The sequence below is a fragment of the Pseudomonas sp. RW3S2 genome (genome assembly GCF_014268955.1).
Lineage (GTDB): Bacteria > Pseudomonadota > Gammaproteobacteria > Pseudomonadales > Pseudomonadaceae > Aquipseudomonas > Aquipseudomonas wayambapalatensis.
The window spans coordinates 86,472-105,479 of the sequence record NZ_JABWRM010000013.1; the positions used below are offsets into that span (position 1 = coordinate 86,472).

The following is a 19,008-nucleotide window of genomic DNA, read 5'->3' on the forward strand; positions in this document are numbered from 1 at the left end:
AATGTAAGTGACGGCGGTAAGGCCCAGCTTCCCCTCAACCACCCCTACTACGTCATCACCGCTCCGATTGAAGGCCCTGACGGCTCACGGGCGGCCTGGAGTGTTGTACTTGAGGTCACGAAGAATCACCAATCACGTGACAGCAGAATAGGAACCGGAACCGCGCGCTTCCTTGCCCCCAATGCCCCCAGGGACCTGTTATGCCCTGGCAGTACGCTGGAAGTCTACGAGGGACGACGGGCCGTAGCGCGCCTCGAGTTTGACGCCAGGGGGACGCCCACCTGAACGCCCTCAAGTCGGCCAAGATCTATCTGCGCAATTCGGGCATCAGCAAGCTCAGTATCAGAAGATGTCGGTCGGGTACTCGACGAACATGGGAGCTTCGTTGCCGTCGTCGTTGTAGCGGTCCTGCCGTACCGCGTTGTTTGCCCGAATTCCATGGGCATCCGATCTCGCAGGCAGACCACATGAGCTATCTGAAATAAAAATATGAACATCATCCAAACGATTGTGCAGCAACACGCACTGATGGCTCTGCGTATCCCTACCGGTTGGTCGATCTCGAAAAATGACTTCGTCGATATCGGCCCTGACATTCTGGAAACAATCGACGATGAGCATGTGCGCTTTCTGGTCACACAGAATTTTTTCGCCGATAACATATTCATGGCGAGCAGTGAGCGAACACTCGATAGCGGCGTCCCTATTTCCGCCACTTTGGACATCTGGTGCAGAGCACCGGATGAAGAACGCATGATCGAGTATCAGGCTTCGATAAATGTGTACAAAGGCAAGAAGAAAACGTCTATTTTCTCACTGACCTGCACCACTGAAAATCGTTATGAAGCACGAGAGATGATTGATCGCTGGGCCACCGCATTCACGTGGAAAGTCCTGTTTGAATTTGAAAGTGCAGGATTGCCGATCGAGCATTACTTTTCAGCCGAGCAACATCATTGAACAGGCCTGTTCATGTAATCATATACTGGCGAAATGTAAGTGACGGCGGTAAAACCCAGTTGCCCCTCAACCAACCCTGCTACGTCATCACCTCCCCGATTGAAGGTCCTGATGGCTCACAGGCCGCCTGGAGTGTTGTACTTGAGGTCACTGAAAATCACCAATCACGTGACAGCAGAATAGGAACTGGAACCGCGCGTTTTGCAGCGTTTCACCAATCAGGGTCTGGCGCCGAGCAGCTCGCGCTCGTCGGACTGGAGCTATCCGGTGGATTTCTGGACCGGGGCAAACGGCGTGGACGCCGTCGCAATGGAATATTGGTTCGGCGACTATCCGCAACTGCTGGCGCGCTAGCCTTGAAACGAAACAGCCCCGGCAAATGCCGGGGCTGTTTCGTTACGCCAGATCAGTATCAGAAGATGCTGATCGGGTATTCGACGAACACGCGAACTTCGTTGCCGTCGTCGTTGTAGCCGTTTTGGCGCACAGCGTTGTTGGTACGCAAGAACGAACTACGCAGCTTGATCGAGAGGTCCTTCGCCGGGCCGTCCTGCACCACGTAGCGAACCTGGTTGAAGATCTCGCGCTCCTTACCCTCGCCGAAACCTTCCGGGTTCTTGAGGTTGCGGGTGTTGATGTTGTCACCCACCACGTAAGCCAGCTTGTAGGTCAGACCAGGGATGCCGAAGGCACCGAAATCCAGGCCGTAGCCCAACTGCCAGGAGCGCTCGTCTTCGGCGTTGAAGTCGGACCAGTACGAGTTGGCCAGGTAGATGGTCGAACCACCGTCGCCGACACCGCCTTCGTTCTGGTACCAGCCATAGTTGTAGCCGGTGCTGCCGGTGCTGCGCTGGTGGGCCAGCGTGAAGGAGTGCGGGCCATAGGCGTAGGTAGCCGCCAGGCTCCAGATGGTGTTGCGGTCGCCATTCAAGCCAGCTTCACGCACATACTTGTTGTCGATGTCCGACTTGTAGCCGTTGAAGTCCAGGGTCAGGGACTGGTCGGCCGCGATCGGGAAGACGTAGTTCAGACCCAGGTAGTGCTTCTTCATGACATCTTCGTTGTCCGCGGTGTACAGCGACGCGGTGAAGTTATCGGTGAACTTGTAGCTGCCGCCGAGCACGTTGATCGACTTCAGGCCACCGCCATCACGGCGCTCGGCACTCTTGCGGGCTTCCTGGGTGAAGCGGCCTGCATTCAGCTCCAGGCCTTTGATCTCCTTGGAGGTGATCATGGTGCCAGTGAAGCTCTCTGGCAGCAGACGAGCGTCGTCGTACTGCAGGACCGGCAGAGCCGGCATCTGGTCACCGTACTTAAGCACAGTGTTGGAGATGCGGAACTTCACCGCTGCACCACCACGAGCCAGGTTGTGAGGGGCGTTGGTTTTCTCACCGTCGAAGGTGGGGTCGGAGCGTTTGAAGAAGTCGACACCGCCACCCTGGTTACGACCCTTGCCACCATCCAGACGCACGGCGTACAGGCCGAAGGCGTCGACACCGACACCCACGGTGCCTTGGGTGAAGCCGGAGGAGAAGTTGGCGATCACGCCCTGGCCCCACTGGGACTGGTCGTTGGTGTGGTGCTTCTTGTCACGGTTGATGAAGGCGTTGCGCAGGAGGACGTTGGCGTGGCTGTCCTCAATGAAGCCCTTGCTTTCGGCCTGGTCGTTGGCCTGGGCCTGAGTGGCGGCGATGAGTGCCAGCGCTACCAGGCTGATCCTTGTATTCAACATGTTGTTTTCCTTATTACCGAATCAGAACGCTCTGCTACCTAAAACGCCAGGAACCAACGCCCCTTCGTAGGTTCGACGCTTGTATCCAAACTGAAAACCCCGCTCCTTTTGCAGGTAGCGGGCTTCGTCCGGCGCTCGGCCAACTGATGGCCGGCAGGCGTAGAGGCCGAATCCTAGCCGCGTGTGCTTCTCAATGTCAAAAAAACGTGAAATGAAGGTTGATATAACCAAATTAAAGGCCAGAGCTGGTGCAAATCTGTGCTGAATCGCAGAACAGACAGTTATTCCCTCTCTTTTCTGTACTTTCGTACAGACAGCCTACTCTTGGTTGACTTGACAAAAACACGCGCATAAAAGCGAATAATTACCAGTTACAAATTGATACATTCGTAAATCTTCATCTTTACAAATAGCCAGGCAAGAGCAAATAGCAAGCATTAACATTCGCATCCTTTTCACAACAACCTCTGCTGGATGCCTGCCGATGCTTGCCCCCTGCCGCTTGTCTCCCCTGTCCCTGGGCCTGTCGCTGATGTTCAGCGTAGGCCTTGCCAGCGCTGCCACCACGACCCTGCCTGAACTCTCGGTCACTGCCGAAAGCGAACGCGAGCGCGATAACCCGCGGGTCAAGGACGTCAGCACCGCCACCCGCACCTCGACCCCGGTGCGCTACGTCCCGCAGGCCATCGACACGGTCAAGACCGCCAACGTCCTGGACTACGGCACCAACAGCCTGGGCAAGGCACTGGAGGGTATCCCCAACGTCAGCAGCGGTGCCGACACTCGCTTCGACAGCCTGCGCATACGCGGCTTCGACGCCAGCAACGACTTCTATCTGGACGGCGTGCGTGATGACAGCCAGTACGTGCGCGACCTGCACAACATCGAGCGCATCGAGGTCCTCAAGGGCCCGGCAGCGGTGCTCTATGGCCGCGGCAGCCAGGGTGGCATCGTCAACCGGGTGAGCAAGGCTCCCGAGCATGGCCGGCGCTCGACCCTCGAGGCCCAGGGCGGCAGCGAAGACCTGCGCAGCCTGTACGCCGACCTCAGTGCCGACCTCAACGACGACATCAGCGTGCGCCTGAACATGGGCAATCAGGACAACAACAGTTTCCGCGATGGGGTCGACGGTAACCGCCAGCTGTTCGCGCCTTCATTGAGCTGGCAACTGAGCCCCGACCTGAACTGGTTGGTGCAGTACGAATACAGCCGCTACAACCGCACCCCGGATCGCGGCATTCCGGGTGTCGGCGGCCGTCCGGCAGATGTCGGGCGCAGCACCACCTATGGCGACACGCAGCGCGACTTCATCGATGACAAGTCGCAGTCGCTGCGCTCGCGCCTGAACTACCAACTCAGCGACAACTGGCAACTGCGCCACACGCTGAGCCTGTTCAAGCTCGACAGTGATTTCGACAACACCTACCTCACCGGCTACACCCCGAGCACCAACCTGGTGACCCGCCAGCGCTGGCAGCAGGACTTGAACACCCGCAACCTGTTCAACAACCTCGAGGCCGAGGGTGATGTCAGCACCTGGGGTCTGGAGCACAAGCTGCTGCTGGGTCTGGAGTTCGGTAACCAGCGCCGCGACCCGCGCCTGTACACCGCCCTGGCGGCGAACGCCGGTGGCCAGGCAGTACCACCGCTGAACCTGAACAACCCCAACCGACGCCTGCAGCACAATGGCCCGATGGTGCCTTCGAGCTACAACCACACCGTGGTCGACAGCCGTGGCGTCTACCTGCAGGACCAGATCCGCCTCAACGAGCAATGGCAGATCCTCGCGGGCGTGCGCTTCGACCAGTTCGAGGTGGAAACCACCAACAAGCTGCGGGGCATTTCCGAGAAGCAGGACGACAACAGCACCAGCCCGCGCCTGGGCGTGGTCTATTCGCCCTGGCAGGAGCATTCGTTCTACGCCTCCTGGAGCAAGACCTATTCCCCGGTCGGCGGCGGCCTGATCGGCATCACCCCCGGCGCTGCCGGCAACACCAACGAAACCGCTCCGGAGAACACCCGCCAGAAGGAAATCGGGGTCAAGAGCGACTGGTTCGACGAGCGCCTGAGCACAACCCTTGCCGTCTACGAGCTGGAGCTCTACAACCGCCGCACCACCGATCCGGACAACCCAGGCATCACCATCCTCACCGGCCTGCAACGCTCGCGAGGCATCGAGCTGACGGCCCAGGGCAATGTGGTCGGCAACTGGTACGTGCGCGGCGGCATCGGCCTGCAGGATGCCATCATCGCCAAGGACAACGGCGGCCTGAAAGGCAACCGGGTAAACAACGTGGCGCGACGCAACGCCAGCCTGTTCCTGACCTGGAAGCCGGAGCTGGGCTGGTACGCCGAAACCGGCCTGACCCTGGTCGGCGACCGCTATGCCGACAACCAGAACACCACGGTGCTGCCAGGCTACGGTCGCTGGGATGCGCTGGCCGGGTTCCGCACCCACGACTGGGACGTTCGCGCTGCGCTGAACAACCTCACCGACAAGACCTACTACAGCTCGGCGACCAGCGCCGCGCAGATCCAGTTCGGCGATCCGCGCAGCCTGGTGGTGACAGGCACCTACAGCTTCTGACCGATGGGCTCTATCCAGAAGCGCGCCAACTAGGCTTCAATACGCGTTTTTTCGGACACCCCCAAGGATTCACCCATGGCCTCCAACACCAAGCAACAGAAACGCGCCAAGCGCGCCGCCTCCAAGGCCAAGCAGAACCGTATGGTCCGCGGCGGCCAGGCGGTCAAGGCCAGCGCGGGCGAGAGCACCAGCGTCGAGCAGGTGTACAGCAAGGCCATGGAATCCGGCAGCTATGACGCGCTGTTCAAGAAGATGAAGGAAGCCCAGGAAACCGGCCTGGTGGCGATGATCTCGGTGTTCCTGGTCGATCCGCTGCTGGCGCTGGTGCTCAAGGGGCACAAGGAAGAGCACGCCACCGACTACATCGTCCTGGTGTTTACCGCTTACCGCGCCTGGCTCGATGGCGCTGATGAAGCAGCCACCATGGCCTGGCTGGAAAGCGACGAGTTCCAGGACGCCTACGTGGCAGCGTCGGAGGCGGTGGCCAAGCAGCAGCAACAGCAGAAGCAGTTCGGCTGAAACTCGGCGTGCGCCCATAAAAAAACCCTCGGGTCGATCCCGAGGGTTTTTTTGTGTCGCGCGAAAACGATTACTGCAGGGAAGGCGCTTCGCCAGCTTCCTGCATGCGCTGCAGCTCCTGGGCATACAGGGCATCGAAGTTCACAGGCGACAGCATCAGCGCCGGGAACGAGCCGCGGGTGACCAGGCTGTCGAGGGTTTCACGCGCATACGGGAACAGGATGTTCGGGCAGAACGCACCCAGGGTGTGGCTCATCGACGCCGCGTCCAGACCCGAGATCAGGAAGATGCCCGCCTGCTGAACTTCAGCGATGAAGGCGACTTCTTCACCGTTCTTGACGGTAACCGACAGGGTCAGCACGACTTCGTGGAAGTCGCCTTCCAGGGCCTTCTGACGAGTGTTCAGGTCCAGCGCGACGCTCGGTTCCCACTGCTGGCGGAAGATCTGCGGGCTTTTCGGGGCTTCGAACGACAGGTCACGCACGTAGATGCGCTGCAGGGAGAATTGTGGATTGTTCTCTTCGGCGGCGCCGTTGTTCTGTTGGTCAGTCATGGCAGATCCTTTTCTGAAAATGGTTGAAAGAGGCGTGAATCAGGCCTCGAGCAGGGCGTCGAGCTTGCCCGAGCGCTCCAGCGCAAACAAGTCATCGCAACCGCCAACGTGGGTGCTGCCGATCCAGATCTGCGGCACCGAGGTACGCCCGGCCTTTTGCGCCATCTCGGCGCGCAGCTGCGGCTTGCCGTCGACGCGGATTTCCTCGAACGCCACCTGCTTGCTCGCCAGCAGCTGCTTGGCGCGCATGCAGTAGGGGCAGTAGTCGCTGGAGTAGACGATGACGGGCTTCATATCACTTCACCAGGGGCAGGTTATCGGCTTTCCAGCTGGACACGCCACCGCTGAGCTTGGCAGCGGTGAAGCCAGCCTTGAGCAGCTCACGGCAGACGGTGCCGGACTGCTGGCCCATCGCATCGACGATGATCAGGGTCTTTTCTTTGTGCTTTTCCAGCTCGGCAATGCGGCCGACGACTTTGTCCTGCGGAATGTTCAGCGCCCCGACGATGTGGCCGGCGGAGTATTCCTTGCTTGGACGGATATCGATCACCACGCCCTTCTCGGCGTTGACCAGCGCGGTCAGCTGGCCGTTGCTCAGGCTCTGGCCGCCGCGGCGGATTTCATTGACCAGCAGCAGGATCAGCAGGACGAAGAAGATCGCAACCAGGATGAAGTGATCTGTCGCGAATTGAATCAAGTGAGCAACCATCAGGGGTGTTCCAGGCGATTGAAAATGCCGGCCAGTATACACAGCCACCCATGCCCGCCAAAGCCCGCCGGGCCGGCTCGGAACCAGCCTTCATCTGCAACCCGTCGGGACGCTGGTCGTGCGAACCGACGAATATTCGCCGTCGCTGGCCGATTTGCCCTAAAATGCGTGTCTTTATCATCTTTGAACAACCGTGAGTTTGATTGATGACGAGCACGCCCAAGCCCCTGGTCCTGATCATCCTGGATGGTTTCGGTCACAGCGAAAGCCCCGAATACAATGCCATCTACGCCGCCAACACACCGGTCTATGACCGCCTGCGCGCCACCCAGCCGCATGGCCTGATCTCCGGTTCCGGCATGGATGTCGGCCTGCCGGACGGGCAGATGGGCAACTCCGAAGTCGGTCACATGAACCTCGGCGCCGGCCGTGTGGTGTACCAGGACTTCACCCGGGTCACCAAGGCCATCCGCGACGGCGAGTTCTTCGAAAACCCGGTACTCACCGGCGCCGTGGACAAGGCAGTTGCCGCCGGCAAGGCCGTGCACCTGCTGGGCCTGCTCTCCGACGGCGGCGTGCACAGCCACCAGGACCATATCGTCGCCATGGCCGAACTGGCCGCGCAGCGTGGCGCCGAGAAAATCTACCTGCACGCCTTCCTCGACGGTCGCGACACCCCGCCGCGCAGCGCCCAGTCGTCCATCGAACTGCTCGACGCGACCTTCGCCAAGCTGGGCAAGGGCCGCATCGCCAGCCTGATCGGCCGTTATTACGCGATGGACCGTGACAACCGCTGGGACCGCGTCAGCGCTGCCTACAACCTGATCGTCGACAGCACCGCCGAGTACAGCGCCGACAGCGCCGTGGCTGGGCTGGAAGCAGCCTATGCACGTGATGAGAGCGACGAATTCGTCAAGGCCACCCGCATCGGCGAGGCGGTCAAGGTCGAAGACGGCGACGCGGTGATCTTCATGAACTTCCGCGCCGACCGCGCCCGCGAACTGTCGCGGGTGTTCGTCGAGGCCGACTTCAACGAGTTCCCCCGTGCGCGCCTGCCGAAGCTCGCGGCCTACATCGGCCTGACCCAGTATTCGGCGAAGATCCCCGCCCCTGCCGCCTTCGCCCCAGCCAGCCTGAACAATGTGCTGGGCGAGTACCTGGCCAAGAACGGCAAGACCCAGCTGCGCATCGCCGAGACCGAAAAGTACGCCCACGTGACCTTCTTCTTCTCCGGCGGGCGTGAAGAACCCTTCGAAGGCGAAGAGCGCATCCTCATTCCGTCGCCGAAAGTCGCTACCTACGACCTGCAGCCCGAAATGAGCGCACCGGAAGTGACCGACCGTATCGTCGAGGCCATCGAGCAACAGCGTTACGACGTGATCGTGGTCAACTACGCCAACGGCGACATGGTCGGGCACACCGGCGTGTTCAGTGCTGCGGTCAAGGCGGTCGAGGCGCTGGATGGCTGTGTCGGGCGCATCGTCCAGGCGCTGGACAAGGTGGGGGGCGAAGCGCTGATCACCGCCGACCACGGCAACGTCGAGCAGATGGAAGACGAGTCCACTGGCCAGGCGCACACTGCCCACACCACCGAGCCGGTGCCGTTCATCTATGTCGGCAAGCGCAGCGTCAAAGTCCGTGAGGGCGGCGTGCTGGCCGACGTGGCACCGACCATGCTCAAGCTGCTGGGCCTGGAAAAGCCGGCGGAGATGACCGGGACGTCGATTCTGCTCGACGCCTGAGCCCGCGCTGTAAAGAAAAGCCCGATGCCATGGCATCGGGCTTTTTCATTTTCGAAGGTTCTACCGGAAGTGGTAGCCGACGTTGACCATCATTGCATTGGTCCCCAGCAGCACCGCCTCCAGGCCGACAGGCCCCAGGCGCGTGCCCAGCGATGGAATGATCACGGGCGCGACACCGAAGCGATTGAGCGGAATCTTGTCCCGGTACTCCCCGCGATAGCCATGCAGCAGGCCCGCGCTGACCTTGGCATACACCGGCCAGTGGTCATGGTGCCAGGCCTTGCCGCCGTATGCGTACACCGAACGCTGCCGATACGAGTTGCGAAAGGTCGCCGCGCCGTACAACAGGCCATCGGCACGATTGCGTTCCAGGCCGATCAGTTCCTGACGCTCGCTGTGCTCGGGATTGGGATTGAAATGCCGGGTGTAGACGCTGGTCTGCAGGTACCAGCCATCCTCCTGCACCGCCAGCGCGGGCACCGATGTTGCGACCATGATCAGGACGGTGCCGCACAACAGCCAGCGGCGCGGGGGGGCGGAGCGTTTGGGCGTAGGCATGCTTGAGTCTCACACAACGATTGGCGGGCGGGCTTTGGGGGCGCCCAATCACAATGGTATCGAGCAAGACTCACGTAACCAGATACGTATGTTTCCCGTTTTTTCAGGGTTTAGTCCGATGCATCACCGGACTTTCCTGACAAACGCTTGCCTTGAGGCGCCGGGAGGCGTTTTTTTTGCGCGCCCGGGCGGGCATACTAGGCCAGTCTCCATCCCTGGTACGCCCGATTCCATGCGCCGCGCCCTCATACTCCTAGCCCTGTCATGCCTGCTCAGTCCGGCGTTCGCCGACGAGCGCGCGCAGACCCAGCAACAACTGGACGCCACGCGCCAGGACATCGCCGAGCTCAAGAAAATGCTGGGCAAGCTCCAGGAAGAGAAAGCCGGCGTGCAGAAAGACCTCAAGTCCACCGAGACCGATATCGGCAATCTCGAGAAACAGGTGGAGGGTCTGCAACAAGAGCTAAAAAAGACCGAGGGCGAGCTGGAGCGCCTTGACCACGAGAAAAAAAAACTCCAGAGCGCCCGCGTTGAACAACAACGACTGATCGCGATCCAGGCCCGTTCCGCTTACCAGAACGGCCGCGAGGAGTACCTCAAGCTGTTGCTCAACCAGCAGAATCCCGAGAAGTTCGCTCGCACCCTCACGTACTACGACTACCTGAGCAAGGCGCGCCTGGAGCAACTGCGCACCTTCAACGAAACCTTGCGCCAGCTGGCCAATGTCGAACTGGAAATTTCCGGCCAGCAGGAACAACTGATGGCCCAGCGCGCCGACCTCGACAGCCGCCGCCAGGCACTGGAGGCCGAGCGCAGAAAGCGCCAGCAGGTACTGGCCAAGCTCAACAGCGACGTCAAGGATCGCGACCAGAAGCTCCAGGCCCGCGAGCAGGACCAGGCCGACCTTGCCAAGGTGCTCAAGACCATCGAGGAAACCCTCGCCCGCCAAGCCCGCGAAGCCGAGGAAGCGCGGCAGAAGGCGCTGCTGGCCAAGCAGGAAGAAGAGAAGCGGCGCAAGGAGCAGGCCCTGGCCGACGCTCGCCGCGACGAGCAGCAAGAGCCACAAGCGCCACCGAAAAAGGCCCGCACCGTGCTCGGCCCGCTGGTGTCCAGCGATGGCGCCAACTACGGCGGTGCATTTTCTGCGGCCCGGGGAAAACTTCCATGGCCAGTCAATGGTCGATTGCTGGCACGCTTCGGCGACACGCGAGGCGGTGATGCCCGCGCCAAGTGGGACGGCGTGATGATCAGCGCCAGCGCCGGCACCCAGGTGCGCGCCGTACATGGCGGGCGCGTGGTGTTCGCCGACTGGTTGCGCGGCGCTGGACTTCTGGTCATTCTCGACCATGGTAATGGTTATCTCAGCCTGTACGGCCATAACCAGAGCCTGCTCAAGAGCGCCGGCGACATCGTCAAGGCCGGCGAAGCCATTTCCACCGTCGGCGACAGCGGTGGCCAGGACAGCGCAGGTCTGTACTTCGCGATTCGCCAGCAGGGTCGGCCCACCGACCCAGCGCAATGGTGCCGAGGCTAGGCACCGCAACATTTACGGTAAGGCCCGACAGCGGGCCGCACCGATGCTCCTCCGGGAGCGCCTACAGGATCAGGAGTTCGTTCGACATGCTGCACTCGTCTCGCCTCACCCCGCTGGCCCTGACCATCGCCCTGGTCGTCGGCGCGCCTCTGGCCAGTGCCGCAGAGCCGGTCAAGCCCGCCAAGGCGGCTGCCGTGCCGGCCACCGAGGTGACGGCCAAGGCGCCGCTGCCGCTGGACGAACTGCGCACCTTCGCCGAGGTCATGGACCGCATCAAGGCGGCCTACGTCGAGCCGGTGGACGACAAGACCCTGCTGGAAAACGCCATCAAGGGCATGCTCAGCAACCTCGACCCGCACTCGGCCTACCTCGACCCTGAAGACTTCCAGGAGCTGCAGGAAAGCACCAGCGGCGAGTTCGGCGGCCTGGGCATCGAGGTTGGCATGGAGGACGGCTTCGTCAAGGTGGTCTCACCCATCGACGACACCCCGGCATCACGCGCCGGCATCGAGGCAGGCGACCTGATCGTCAAGATCAACGGCGCCCCGACCCGCGGCCAGACCATGACCGAAGCGGTCGACAAGATGCGCGGCAAGATCGGCCAGAAGATTACCCTGACCCTGGTACGCGATGGCGGAACACCATTCGATGTGACGCTGGCCCGCGCGGTCATCCAGGTCAAGAGCGTGAAGAGCCAGCTGCTCGAGAACGACTACGGCTATATCCGCATCACCCAGTTCCAGGTCAAGACCGGCGAAGAGGTCGGCAAGGCACTGGCCAAGCTGCGCAAGGATAACGGCAAGAAGCTGCGCGGCCTGGTCCTGGACCTGCGCAACAACCCCGGCGGCGTCCTGCAGTCGGCCGTGGAAGTGGCCGACCACTTCCTCACCAAAGGCCTGATCGTCTACACCAAGGGCCGTATCGCCAACTCCGAGCTGCGCTTCTCCGCCGACCCGGCCGACGCCAGCGAGGGTGTACCGCTGGTGGTGCTGATCAACGGCGGCAGCGCCTCGGCTTCGGAGATCGTCGCCGGCGCCCTGCAGGATCAGAAACGCGGCGTGCTGATGGGCACCGACAGCTTCGGCAAGGGCTCGGTACAGACCGTGCTGCCACTGGCCAACGACCGTGCGCTGAAGCTCACCACCGCGCTGTACTTCACCCCCAACGGACGATCGATCCAGGCACAGGGTATCGTGCCGGACATCGAAGTACGCCAGGCCAAGCTCACGGCCGAAGCCGACACCGACAACTTCAAGGAAGCCGACCTGCAAGGGCACCTGGGCAACGGCAACGGCGGCGCCGACCGCCCGACCGGCAGCAGCAAGCGTACCGAGCGCCCGCAGGACAACGATTTCCAGCTCAGCCAGGCACTCAGCCTGCTCAAGGGCTTGAACATCACCAAGGGTGATTGATACCTGCATGCGTTTTCTGCTGTTCACGCTGTTCTGCCTGATGGCCGGTGTCGCACATGCGGCGCCGGCCTACATGAGCATCATCATCGACGACCTGGGCCAGAACAGCGAACGCGACAGCCGCACCCTCGCCCTGCCCGGACCGGTCACCCTGGCGATCATGCCTGACACCCCGCACGCCACCGATTTCGCCCGCCAGGCCCACAAGGCCGGGCGTACGGTGATCCTGCACATGCCCATGGACCCGGCCACCGGCCCCTACGCCTGGCACCCGGGCCTGCCCATCGAAGAACTGGCCCGCAGGCTCGATGCAGCCCTGCTCAAGGTGCCGTTCGCCGCTGGCATCAACAACCACATGGGCAGCCGCATGACCGCACAGCGCGACGCCATGGCCTGGTTGATGGGCAACCTGCAGGAGCGCGAGCTGTTCTTCGTCGACAGCCGCACCAGCGCTGCCACGGTGGCGGCGGCCCAGGCCCAGGCGATCGCATTGGCGCATGTCTCGCGGGACGTATTCCTGGATGACGTGCGCACCCCCGAAGCCATCGCCGCTCAATTGCGCCAAGGCATCGAGCTTGCACGCAAGCAAGGCTCGGCGGTGCTGATCGGCCACCCCTACCCGCAAACCCTCGAAGTGCTCGAACGAGAGATGCCCGGGCTCAAGCGCCAGGGCATCGAGTTGATCGAACTGCGCCAGATGATCGCCGAGCGCAGCAACCAGGCCATGCCGGCGCACGGTCGCAACGGTCGATACAGCAACCGTTGATCCGCGCGCCGTTCAGAGCGCCTACAGGCTGTTGAAGGGAATGATGTCCTTGGCCTGGGCGTAGGTCAGGTTGCCCCGGTAGATGCTCAGCACCTGCCCCTCGCTCGCGGCCCTCATCTGCTCCCTATAGCCCATCTTGCGCTGGCTCCAGAGCTTCAGGTGGCCCTTGCCGAACGCGGTGGGCGCCGCCTGAGAGTCAGCGAAGTGGAAGTGCGCAGCCCACAGGGGGCGGCCCTTGCTGTCAGCGGACGACTTGAGCAGGTTGATGCGGTACTCATCCAGGAAACCATCCGAAACCGGCTTGCGCGGCCCCACGTACTCGACCGCGATCAAGCCTTGCTGATGGAGGAAGCTCAACCCATGGGCGCCGGGATAGCGCGTCTTGGTATAAAGCTCGACCAGGCATTCGCGCTTCTGCTCGCGTAACCGGATCACAGCGTCATCCAGGCGACCCAGCAGGCTGTCGGTGCTATCCACGTCCGCCAACTGTTCGCGCAAGTCCAGCACCTCGGCGACCTGCGCATCGAGCATCGAGATCAACCCGCTGTCCTGCGCGTCGTTGGCCACCAATGCCTTGGCCTGTTCGATGACGCTCTCGTTCTGCGCCAGTATGCCCTCAGCCAGTTCACGGCTTTTCCTCTCGGATTCCGGCGTCGAGGCCCGCGATTGCGGCTCAGGTGCTGTGCTCGCGACCTCTTCGAACCATGCACCGCCTGTCTTGTGAAAACGGTGTTGGACCTGGGCGCTGAACGCGCCCTTGACCTGCAATTCCGACTTCCCATCGACCATGACCTCGGTACCCAGCACTGTCTGGCCTGCATGGGTGCGCGCCACTTGCAATGCACGCAGCGGATAAACCGCACGACGCGGCGCCTGGGCTTGCCCGGCTGCCTGCTCACGCATGGCTTCGACCAGCGAATCGCCTGCCATTGTCTTCAACAGCACCATCTGCTCTCTGTAGGATGCCAGGCGCTGGATATCGACCAAGCGTCTGCCCAGCTTGGTGATGCGGTCGCAGTTGAGGATCGCTGCCAGGTACTCATCCCAGGCACCTTGCAGCACCTCGATGCGCTCGGCGATCGGCAGCTCGCAGAACATCGAGAGATGGTGGGAGTTGGCGGCAACACGCAAACGGTAACTGGCGATCGCGTCACGGAAGATCGTGTAATGCTGGTTGGTGGCTCCTTCTTTCAAGCGAAGGGCCAGTTCGACCAGGCTCATGGCCTGGAAGAAGCGGATCATGACCGTAGACGTCTTGCGAGCGGCGATGACTTGCGCAACGGTGACACGGCCCCTGCTCGATTCGATCGCCATACCGATATCGCTGACCGCCAGCACACGATCCATCTGGCTGGAGACCTCCATGATCCTTGGCTGGTCCAGCACCAGCCCCTCAAGCAACTCCCGGCACCTGACATAGAGGGCTGCGCGGGCTTGCGGCGTGGCCCCGCTCAAACTGCTGGCAATCCGGTCATACTCATGGAAGTTACCCACCGCCACCGCTTCATCGAGGATGAACACGCCATAGCTGATCAGGTCTCGACGCACATTCGTGAGGGTTTGTCGCTGGTCCCTGTCGTGGGCGGTCGTGCGGGTATAGTTAGGGTTATCCAGCAGCGTGACAATGCTGTTCTCTGCGTTGACGTAGTGCTCGAACATGGAATACACCAGTTCGATACGCTGCCGGCGCAGGCCGTTCATCTCGCGCATCAGTGCATCGCGTTTTGCGGTGTACAGTTCGGTCAACGTGTTGAACCGGGAAAGGTTGTCCGGATCCGTGGGAGGCGGTTGGTCGAGTGTTTCTTTCACCTTGACGAGCTTGGTCCGCAGCTCCTCAAGCTTGGCGTTTTGCCTCTCCCCTGCATCAGGTCACGCGATATCTACCGCCCACACCCTCTCTTGTCGGAACAGGCTGCTGCGTGTCCCCACAACGGAGCCTACTGATGCCCTCACTATCTCCCTGGAGCCTCGCCGCCCTGCTCGGTGCATTAGCCCCTGCAGCCCTCATGGCAGAACCTGCAAGCACACCAAGCCCCGTGTTGAATGCCCAGGCGCAACATGCGCACTGGAGCGGAATCGGCCGATTGACCATGGACAACGGCAGACTGTGCATCGCCACCTTGATCGACAGCCGCGACAACCCGCCCACGACCGACAGCGGCCCCGCCTACATCCTGACCAGCGGCCACTGCGTGGACACGCGCAATGGCCGCATCGGCCAGGACCAGCCGACACACGGCAGCATCGCCTTCAACTACTTCATCGACACCCAGGAGCAGCGCAAGACCTTCGCTCTCAAGCGCAGCCTGTGGAACAGCATGCAGGGCACCGACCTGGCACTGCTTGAGCTGGACGCCACGCTCGATGAAGTCATGTCGCAAGGCATCATGCCGCTGCGCATGGGCAGCAACCCGGCCAAAGAAAAACCGGTTGTGGTCATTGGTGAACCCGGCAGCATCGGCAAGGGCCTGCGCGTGGCAAGCTGTACCGAGCACCCCGCCGACTTTGCCCTGGAGCACCCCTGGGTCTGGCGCAACATACGCGTCAACGACTGCCCCGGGGTCAGTGCCGGTGCCTCAGGCAGCCCCGTGATAACGCCAGACGACCAGCAGGTGATCGCAGTGATCAACAGTGTCACCAGCGACGCCAGCGCGCCCTGCGCTACAAACAGCCCTTGCGTAAATGCGCAAGGCTCGCAAGACGCCCCGCCACGCAACATCGCCATGCCGCTGAACAGGGTCCTCGGCTGCTTCAAGCAAGGTGTGGCCGACCTGGCACTGGACAGCTGCCAGCTACTGCCCGGCTTCTCGGCAACGGTGACCAAGCGGCCTCGCTTTCTGGAAAAGATCGCCAGCGATGAGCAAGGGCAGTACACCCCGCCCGGTTGGAACCTGCACTTCACCCTCGACACGCCCCGCTACCGCTTCAAGACCACGACCGACCCACTGGCCTGTGAAGAGCCGACCGGCTACAGCGGCACCATCGCTGCGGGGGAATTGCCGATCGACGCCCCCGTCGGCCCAGAGCCCGGCTGGCACTTTCTCTGCCTGATCGGCGTGAATACCCCCGAGCAGCCGCCCTCGGTCGCGCTGATGGCCAACAGCCTGACGCTGGCGACGGAACTGTTGCCCGCCAAGGACGTGCCCTTCCCCGACGTGACCTATGCGTATCAGGACAATGGTGGCGTGCGAGTCACCTGGACACGCCATCCACCGGACGTGGTCCACTACCGGGTCAAGCAAGGCCCGGCAGCGAAGATCGACTGTGACAACCCCAAGGGCTTTGGCCTCCTGCGTCACGCCCACTTCACCTTCGAGGCCAGCAAGCTGCCGCTGAAGATCTGCACCCGAGGCGAGGACATCATCCGCCAACAATCTGCGGTCCGCACCGACGTGATCGCGCCTGTAGCTCGCTGAGGCAAAAAAAAGGCCCTGTCGTGTGACAGGGCCTTTTCATGACAGCACGCGTAGGGGCGATCAGCTGTAGACACGCCCCAGCAACTGGCGATGGCTTTCGAACTGATCGAGCACATCGCGCACGATCTGCTCGGGCAGGAAGCCCATCAGGTCGTACTCCTGGCTACCGTTGTGCAGGTACACCTCGGCGCGGTAGAAGCGCTGGCGCACTTCAGGCTCGCCCCCGGCAGATGCCTCGCTCGGTGCCGCCAGATAGCCGTCCAGGCTGACTTCATAAACGAAGGGGTTGCCCTCTTCCATCATCACCCGTACACCCATCATGTTGCGCGACTGACCGACGCGGGTCTCCACCTCGAAGCCCTGGGCGCGCAGTTGTTCAGCCGCCTCCTTGAGGGCCGGGCTGACCTGCTTGTCCATGAAGCGCTGCACCACCGCCTGGGTCGGCTCGAGCTCCAGTTGCGTGAGGCGCTCGCTGAAGCCACGACGGCCACGGGCAGCCAGCTCCGCACGTTCCTGCTCGACCGCGACATCCTGCTTCATCGCCTTGTACAAGCCGAACATGAACAGCACCAGCACCACCGAGAACGGCAGGCCGGCCAGCACCACCATGGTCTGCATGGCTTCGAAGTTGCCGGCGAACAGCAGGCCGATGGTGACCAGGGTGATGATCACCGACCAGAACACCACCATCCAGTGCGGCGCGTCCTCGTCGACCTGGCCACCTTTGCACGAAAGGTTGGCCATCATCACCGCACCCGAGTCGGCCGGGGTGAGGAACAGCACGAAGCCGACGAACACCGCCACACCGATCACCACCTTGGCCGCCGGGAAGTATTCCAGCAACTGGTAGATCGACATCGACGGCTGTTCCAACGCGGTCTTGCCCAGCTCCACGGCGCCCTGGTTGATTACCAGGTCCAACGCGGTGTTGCCGAAGATCGACAGCCACGCCAGGGTGAAGCCCAGCGGGATCAGCAGCACGCCGCTGACCAGCTGGCGTACGGTACGGCCCTTGGAGATACGGGCGATGAACATGCCGACGAACGGGCCCCAGGAGATCCACCAGGCCCAGTAGAACACGGTCCACAGGCCCAGCCAGCGCTCGGATTTGCCCGCCTCGCCCTCGTAGACGTAGAGGTCGAAGGTCTTGAGCACGATGCCGTTGAGGTAGTCGCCGACGTTCTGCACGAAGCCGTTGAGCAGGTGCAGGGTGTTGCCGCCAAGCAGGACGAAGATCAGCAAGCCGCTGAACAGCATGATGTTCAGGTTGGACAGGCGGCGAATGCCGTTTTCCACCCCCGACACGGCGGCGACGGTGGCCACCCCAGCCATCACCAGAATGACCACCAGCAGGTTGGTCTTGCTGTGGTCCATGCCGAACAGGTATTCCAGGCCCGAAGACACCTGCATCGAACCGATACCCAGGTTGGTCACCAGGCCCAGCAGGGTGACGAACATGCCGAAGATGTCCACGGCGTTGCCCGCCGCGCCCTTGACCCAGCGCTCACCGACCAGCGGGTACAGCGCCGAACGCAGCGCCAGCGGCTGGTTGTGGCGGTAGGCGAAGTAGCCCACGGCCAGGCCCACCAGGGCGTAGATCGCCCAGCCATGCAGGCCCCAGTGCAGGAAGGTCAGTTGCAGGCCCTGGCGCGCCGCTTCGAGGCTCGCGGGGGTGCCTTCGGGCGGGTTGAAGTAGTGGTCCAGCGGTTCGGATGCGCCGAAATACAGCAGCGAGATACCGATACCGGACGAGAACAGCATGCCGGCCCAGGCGCCATAGCTGAAGTCGGGCTGGTCATCCTTGCCGCCCAGCTTGAGCTTGCCGTAGTCGGAGAAGGCCAGGAAGACGACGAACACGAGGTAACCACAGATCACCAGCATGTAGTACCAGCCGAAGGTGCGCGTCAGCCATCTCTGGGCCACGCCCAGCACCTGGCCGGCGGTTTCGGGTACAGCGATAAGCAAGGCAGTCAACGCGAGGACCAGCAGCGCGGAGGTGAAGAACACCACGCGGTTGACCCGAACCCTCTCGGCGGGGGGCTTTGTCAGGGAGGCAGAACTCATTGCACGAATGCTCCGGGCAGTAAGGCTGTGGAGGCTAATCAGTCAGTTCCCGCGCAATTGGTGCAATAGCCCCACTGCGTCAGGTGTTATAAAAGCACCCTGGAAACCGTGATCCCGAATCGAAACGCTGCAATTAAACAGACCGGCGGGCACTGCCTGAACGCTGCCATCCTTGCTGGATGCGCGCATTCGTCACAGCTCGCCTGACCCGCTCCAAGGGTCGTCCGCGCGGTCATCGACCGCTCGGCAGAATCTGTCCATGCATCGTTCTTGCCCGTCAACGCCTTGTATTCCGGGGGTTACACGTTTTCCTGGGGTGTCAATCCGTGCTTTCTCGACCGCCTGAAAAACTGTCAATGGCACAAATTGTCGCAGAGCTTATTCTTTATTGATTGAACGTTCAATCAAAACAAAATAGACTGGCCCTTGCCGAGTCGGATGCAGGTCGTCCGCTCG

The 19,008-nt window shown here is 62.0% G+C and carries 16 protein-coding genes; 9 read left to right on the forward strand and 7 right to left on the reverse strand.

What is annotated here, in order from left to right; translation table 11 throughout:
• Nucleotides 1-489 precede the first annotated feature (489 nt).
• The gene (locus HU748_RS18700) at nucleotides 490-960 is read left to right on the forward strand and encodes a hypothetical protein (protein ID WP_186721441.1); all 471 of its coding nucleotides are present in this window, start codon (nucleotides 490-492) and stop codon (nucleotides 958-960) included.
• A 201-nt stretch (nucleotides 961-1,161) separates the two neighbouring features.
• The gene (locus tag HU748_RS18705) at nucleotides 1,162-1,314 is read left to right on the forward strand and encodes a hypothetical protein (RefSeq protein ID WP_186721443.1); all 153 of its coding nucleotides are present in this window, start codon (nucleotides 1,162-1,164) and stop codon (nucleotides 1,312-1,314) included.
• A 58-nt stretch (nucleotides 1,315-1,372) separates the two neighbouring features.
• On the opposite strand, the gene HU748_RS18710 is transcribed toward HU748_RS18705, so the two are convergent.
• Nucleotides 1,373-2,692, reverse strand: coding sequence for an OprD family porin (locus HU748_RS18710; RefSeq protein ID WP_063541571.1), 1,320 nt, complete (start codon nucleotides 2,690-2,692; stop codon nucleotides 1,373-1,375).
• Between the two features lie 484 nt (nucleotides 2,693-3,176).
• Between HU748_RS18710 and HU748_RS18715 the strand changes: the two genes are divergently transcribed.
• Together HU748_RS18715 and HU748_RS18720 are read left to right on the forward strand one after the other, a co-directional pair.
• Entirely contained in the window at nucleotides 3,177-5,279 is a 2,103-nt protein-coding gene (locus HU748_RS18715) for a TonB-dependent siderophore receptor (RefSeq protein ID WP_186721445.1), read from the forward strand.
• A gap of 75 nt (nucleotides 5,280-5,354) precedes the next feature.
• On the forward strand, nucleotides 5,355-5,798 hold the full coding sequence (locus HU748_RS18720) for a hypothetical protein (RefSeq protein WP_186665657.1): 444 nt from the start codon (nucleotides 5,355-5,357) through the stop codon (nucleotides 5,796-5,798).
• A 70-nt stretch (nucleotides 5,799-5,868) separates the two neighbouring features.
• Here HU748_RS18720 and secB read toward each other — a convergent pair whose 3' ends face one another.
• Genes secB through HU748_RS18735 form a run of 3 tightly spaced genes read right to left on the reverse strand, consistent with a single transcriptional unit; the run spans nucleotide 5,869 to nucleotide 7,060 of the window.
• Nucleotides 5,869-6,351: a protein-export chaperone SecB gene (secB, locus tag HU748_RS18725; protein ID WP_186665655.1), complete on the reverse strand. Its 483-nt coding sequence runs from the start codon at nucleotides 6,349-6,351 to the stop codon at nucleotides 5,869-5,871.
• Nucleotides 6,352-6,390: 39 nt separating this feature from the next.
• Complete coding sequence (gene grxC, locus HU748_RS18730; RefSeq protein WP_054891214.1) at nucleotides 6,391-6,645, reverse strand: glutaredoxin 3; 255 nt, start codon at nucleotides 6,643-6,645, stop codon at nucleotides 6,391-6,393.
• 1 nt (nucleotide 6,646) lies between these two features.
• Complete coding sequence (locus HU748_RS18735; protein ID WP_186711900.1) at nucleotides 6,647-7,060, reverse strand: rhodanese-like domain-containing protein; 414 nt, start codon at nucleotides 7,058-7,060, stop codon at nucleotides 6,647-6,649.
• A 206-nt stretch (nucleotides 7,061-7,266) separates the two neighbouring features.
• Between HU748_RS18735 and gpmI the strand changes: the two genes are divergently transcribed.
• On the forward strand, nucleotides 7,267-8,802 hold the full coding sequence (gpmI, locus tag HU748_RS18740) for a 2,3-bisphosphoglycerate-independent phosphoglycerate mutase (RefSeq protein WP_186665652.1): 1,536 nt from the start codon (nucleotides 7,267-7,269) through the stop codon (nucleotides 8,800-8,802).
• 60 nt (nucleotides 8,803-8,862) lie between these two features.
• Here gpmI and HU748_RS18745 read toward each other — a convergent pair whose 3' ends face one another.
• On the reverse strand, nucleotides 8,863-9,360 hold the full coding sequence (locus tag HU748_RS18745) for a sn-glycerol-3-phosphate transporter (protein WP_186721447.1): 498 nt from the start codon (nucleotides 9,358-9,360) through the stop codon (nucleotides 8,863-8,865).
• 232 nt (nucleotides 9,361-9,592) lie between these two features.
• Between HU748_RS18745 and HU748_RS18750 the strand changes: the two genes are divergently transcribed.
• The 3 genes from HU748_RS18750 to HU748_RS18760 all read left to right on the forward strand — a co-directional run bounded on the left by HU748_RS18750 (nucleotide 9,593) and on the right by HU748_RS18760 (nucleotide 13,072).
• A complete protein-coding gene (locus HU748_RS18750; RefSeq protein ID WP_186721449.1) occupies nucleotides 9,593-10,894 on the forward strand; it encodes a murein hydrolase activator EnvC in 1,302 nt (433 codons plus the stop codon).
• 86 nt (nucleotides 10,895-10,980) lie between these two features.
• Nucleotides 10,981-12,306, forward strand: a complete 1,326-nt coding sequence (locus HU748_RS18755; RefSeq protein WP_186721451.1) for a S41 family peptidase — start codon at nucleotides 10,981-10,983, stop codon at nucleotides 12,304-12,306.
• A 7-nt stretch (nucleotides 12,307-12,313) separates the two neighbouring features.
• Nucleotides 12,314-13,072 (forward strand): divergent polysaccharide deacetylase family protein, encoded by a 759-nt coding sequence (locus tag HU748_RS18760; protein WP_186721453.1) that lies wholly within the window; start codon nucleotides 12,314-12,316, stop codon nucleotides 13,070-13,072.
• Nucleotides 13,073-13,093: 21 nt separating this feature from the next.
• On the opposite strand, the gene HU748_RS18765 is transcribed toward HU748_RS18760, so the two are convergent.
• Entirely contained in the window at nucleotides 13,094-14,818 is a 1,725-nt protein-coding gene (locus HU748_RS18765; RefSeq protein ID WP_186721455.1) for a hypothetical protein, read from the reverse strand.
• 197 nt (nucleotides 14,819-15,015) lie between these two features.
• On the opposite strand from HU748_RS18765, the gene HU748_RS18770 reads away from it, so the two are divergent.
• A complete protein-coding gene (locus tag HU748_RS18770) occupies nucleotides 15,016-16,488 on the forward strand; it encodes a trypsin-like peptidase domain-containing protein (RefSeq protein ID WP_186721457.1) in 1,473 nt (490 codons plus the stop codon).
• 60 nt (nucleotides 16,489-16,548) lie between these two features.
• On the opposite strand, the gene HU748_RS18775 is transcribed toward HU748_RS18770, so the two are convergent.
• Nucleotides 16,549-18,495 carry a BCCT family transporter gene (locus tag HU748_RS18775; RefSeq protein ID WP_346655478.1) on the reverse strand — a complete coding sequence of 649 codons (1,947 nt, stop codon included), beginning with the start codon at nucleotides 18,493-18,495 and terminating at the stop codon, nucleotides 16,549-16,551.
• Nucleotides 18,496-19,008: the final 513 nt, after the last annotated feature.

Coding starts and splice junctions, on each gene's coding strand:
- HU748_RS18700 (WP_186721441.1), top strand. CDS start 490: ATGAACATCATCCAAACGATTGTGCAGCAACACGCACTGATGGCTCTG.
- HU748_RS18710 (WP_063541571.1), bottom strand. CDS start 2,692: ATGTTGAATACAAGGATCAGCCTGGTAGCGCTGGCACTCATCGCCGCC.
- HU748_RS18715 (WP_186721445.1), top strand. CDS start 3,177: ATGCTTGCCCCCTGCCGCTTGTCTCCCCTGTCCCTGGGCCTGTCGCTG.
- HU748_RS18720 (WP_186665657.1), top strand. CDS start 5,355: ATGGCCTCCAACACCAAGCAACAGAAACGCGCCAAGCGCGCCGCCTCC.
- secB (WP_186665655.1), bottom strand. CDS start 6,351: ATGACTGACCAACAGAACAACGGCGCCGCCGAAGAGAACAATCCACAA.
- grxC (WP_054891214.1), bottom strand. CDS start 6,645: ATGAAGCCCGTCATCGTCTACTCCAGCGACTACTGCCCCTACTGCATG.
- HU748_RS18735 (WP_186711900.1), bottom strand. CDS start 7,060: ATGGTTGCTCACTTGATTCAATTCGCGACAGATCACTTCATCCTGGTT.
- gpmI (WP_186665652.1), top strand. CDS start 7,267: ATGACGAGCACGCCCAAGCCCCTGGTCCTGATCATCCTGGATGGTTTC.
- HU748_RS18745 (WP_186721447.1), bottom strand. CDS start 9,360: ATGCCTACGCCCAAACGCTCCGCCCCCCCGCGCCGCTGGCTGTTGTGC.
- HU748_RS18750 (WP_186721449.1), top strand. CDS start 9,593: ATGCGCCGCGCCCTCATACTCCTAGCCCTGTCATGCCTGCTCAGTCCG.
- HU748_RS18755 (WP_186721451.1), top strand. CDS start 10,981: ATGCTGCACTCGTCTCGCCTCACCCCGCTGGCCCTGACCATCGCCCTG.
- HU748_RS18760 (WP_186721453.1), top strand. CDS start 12,314: ATGCGTTTTCTGCTGTTCACGCTGTTCTGCCTGATGGCCGGTGTCGCA.
- HU748_RS18770 (WP_186721457.1), top strand. CDS start 15,016: ATGCCCTCACTATCTCCCTGGAGCCTCGCCGCCCTGCTCGGTGCATTA.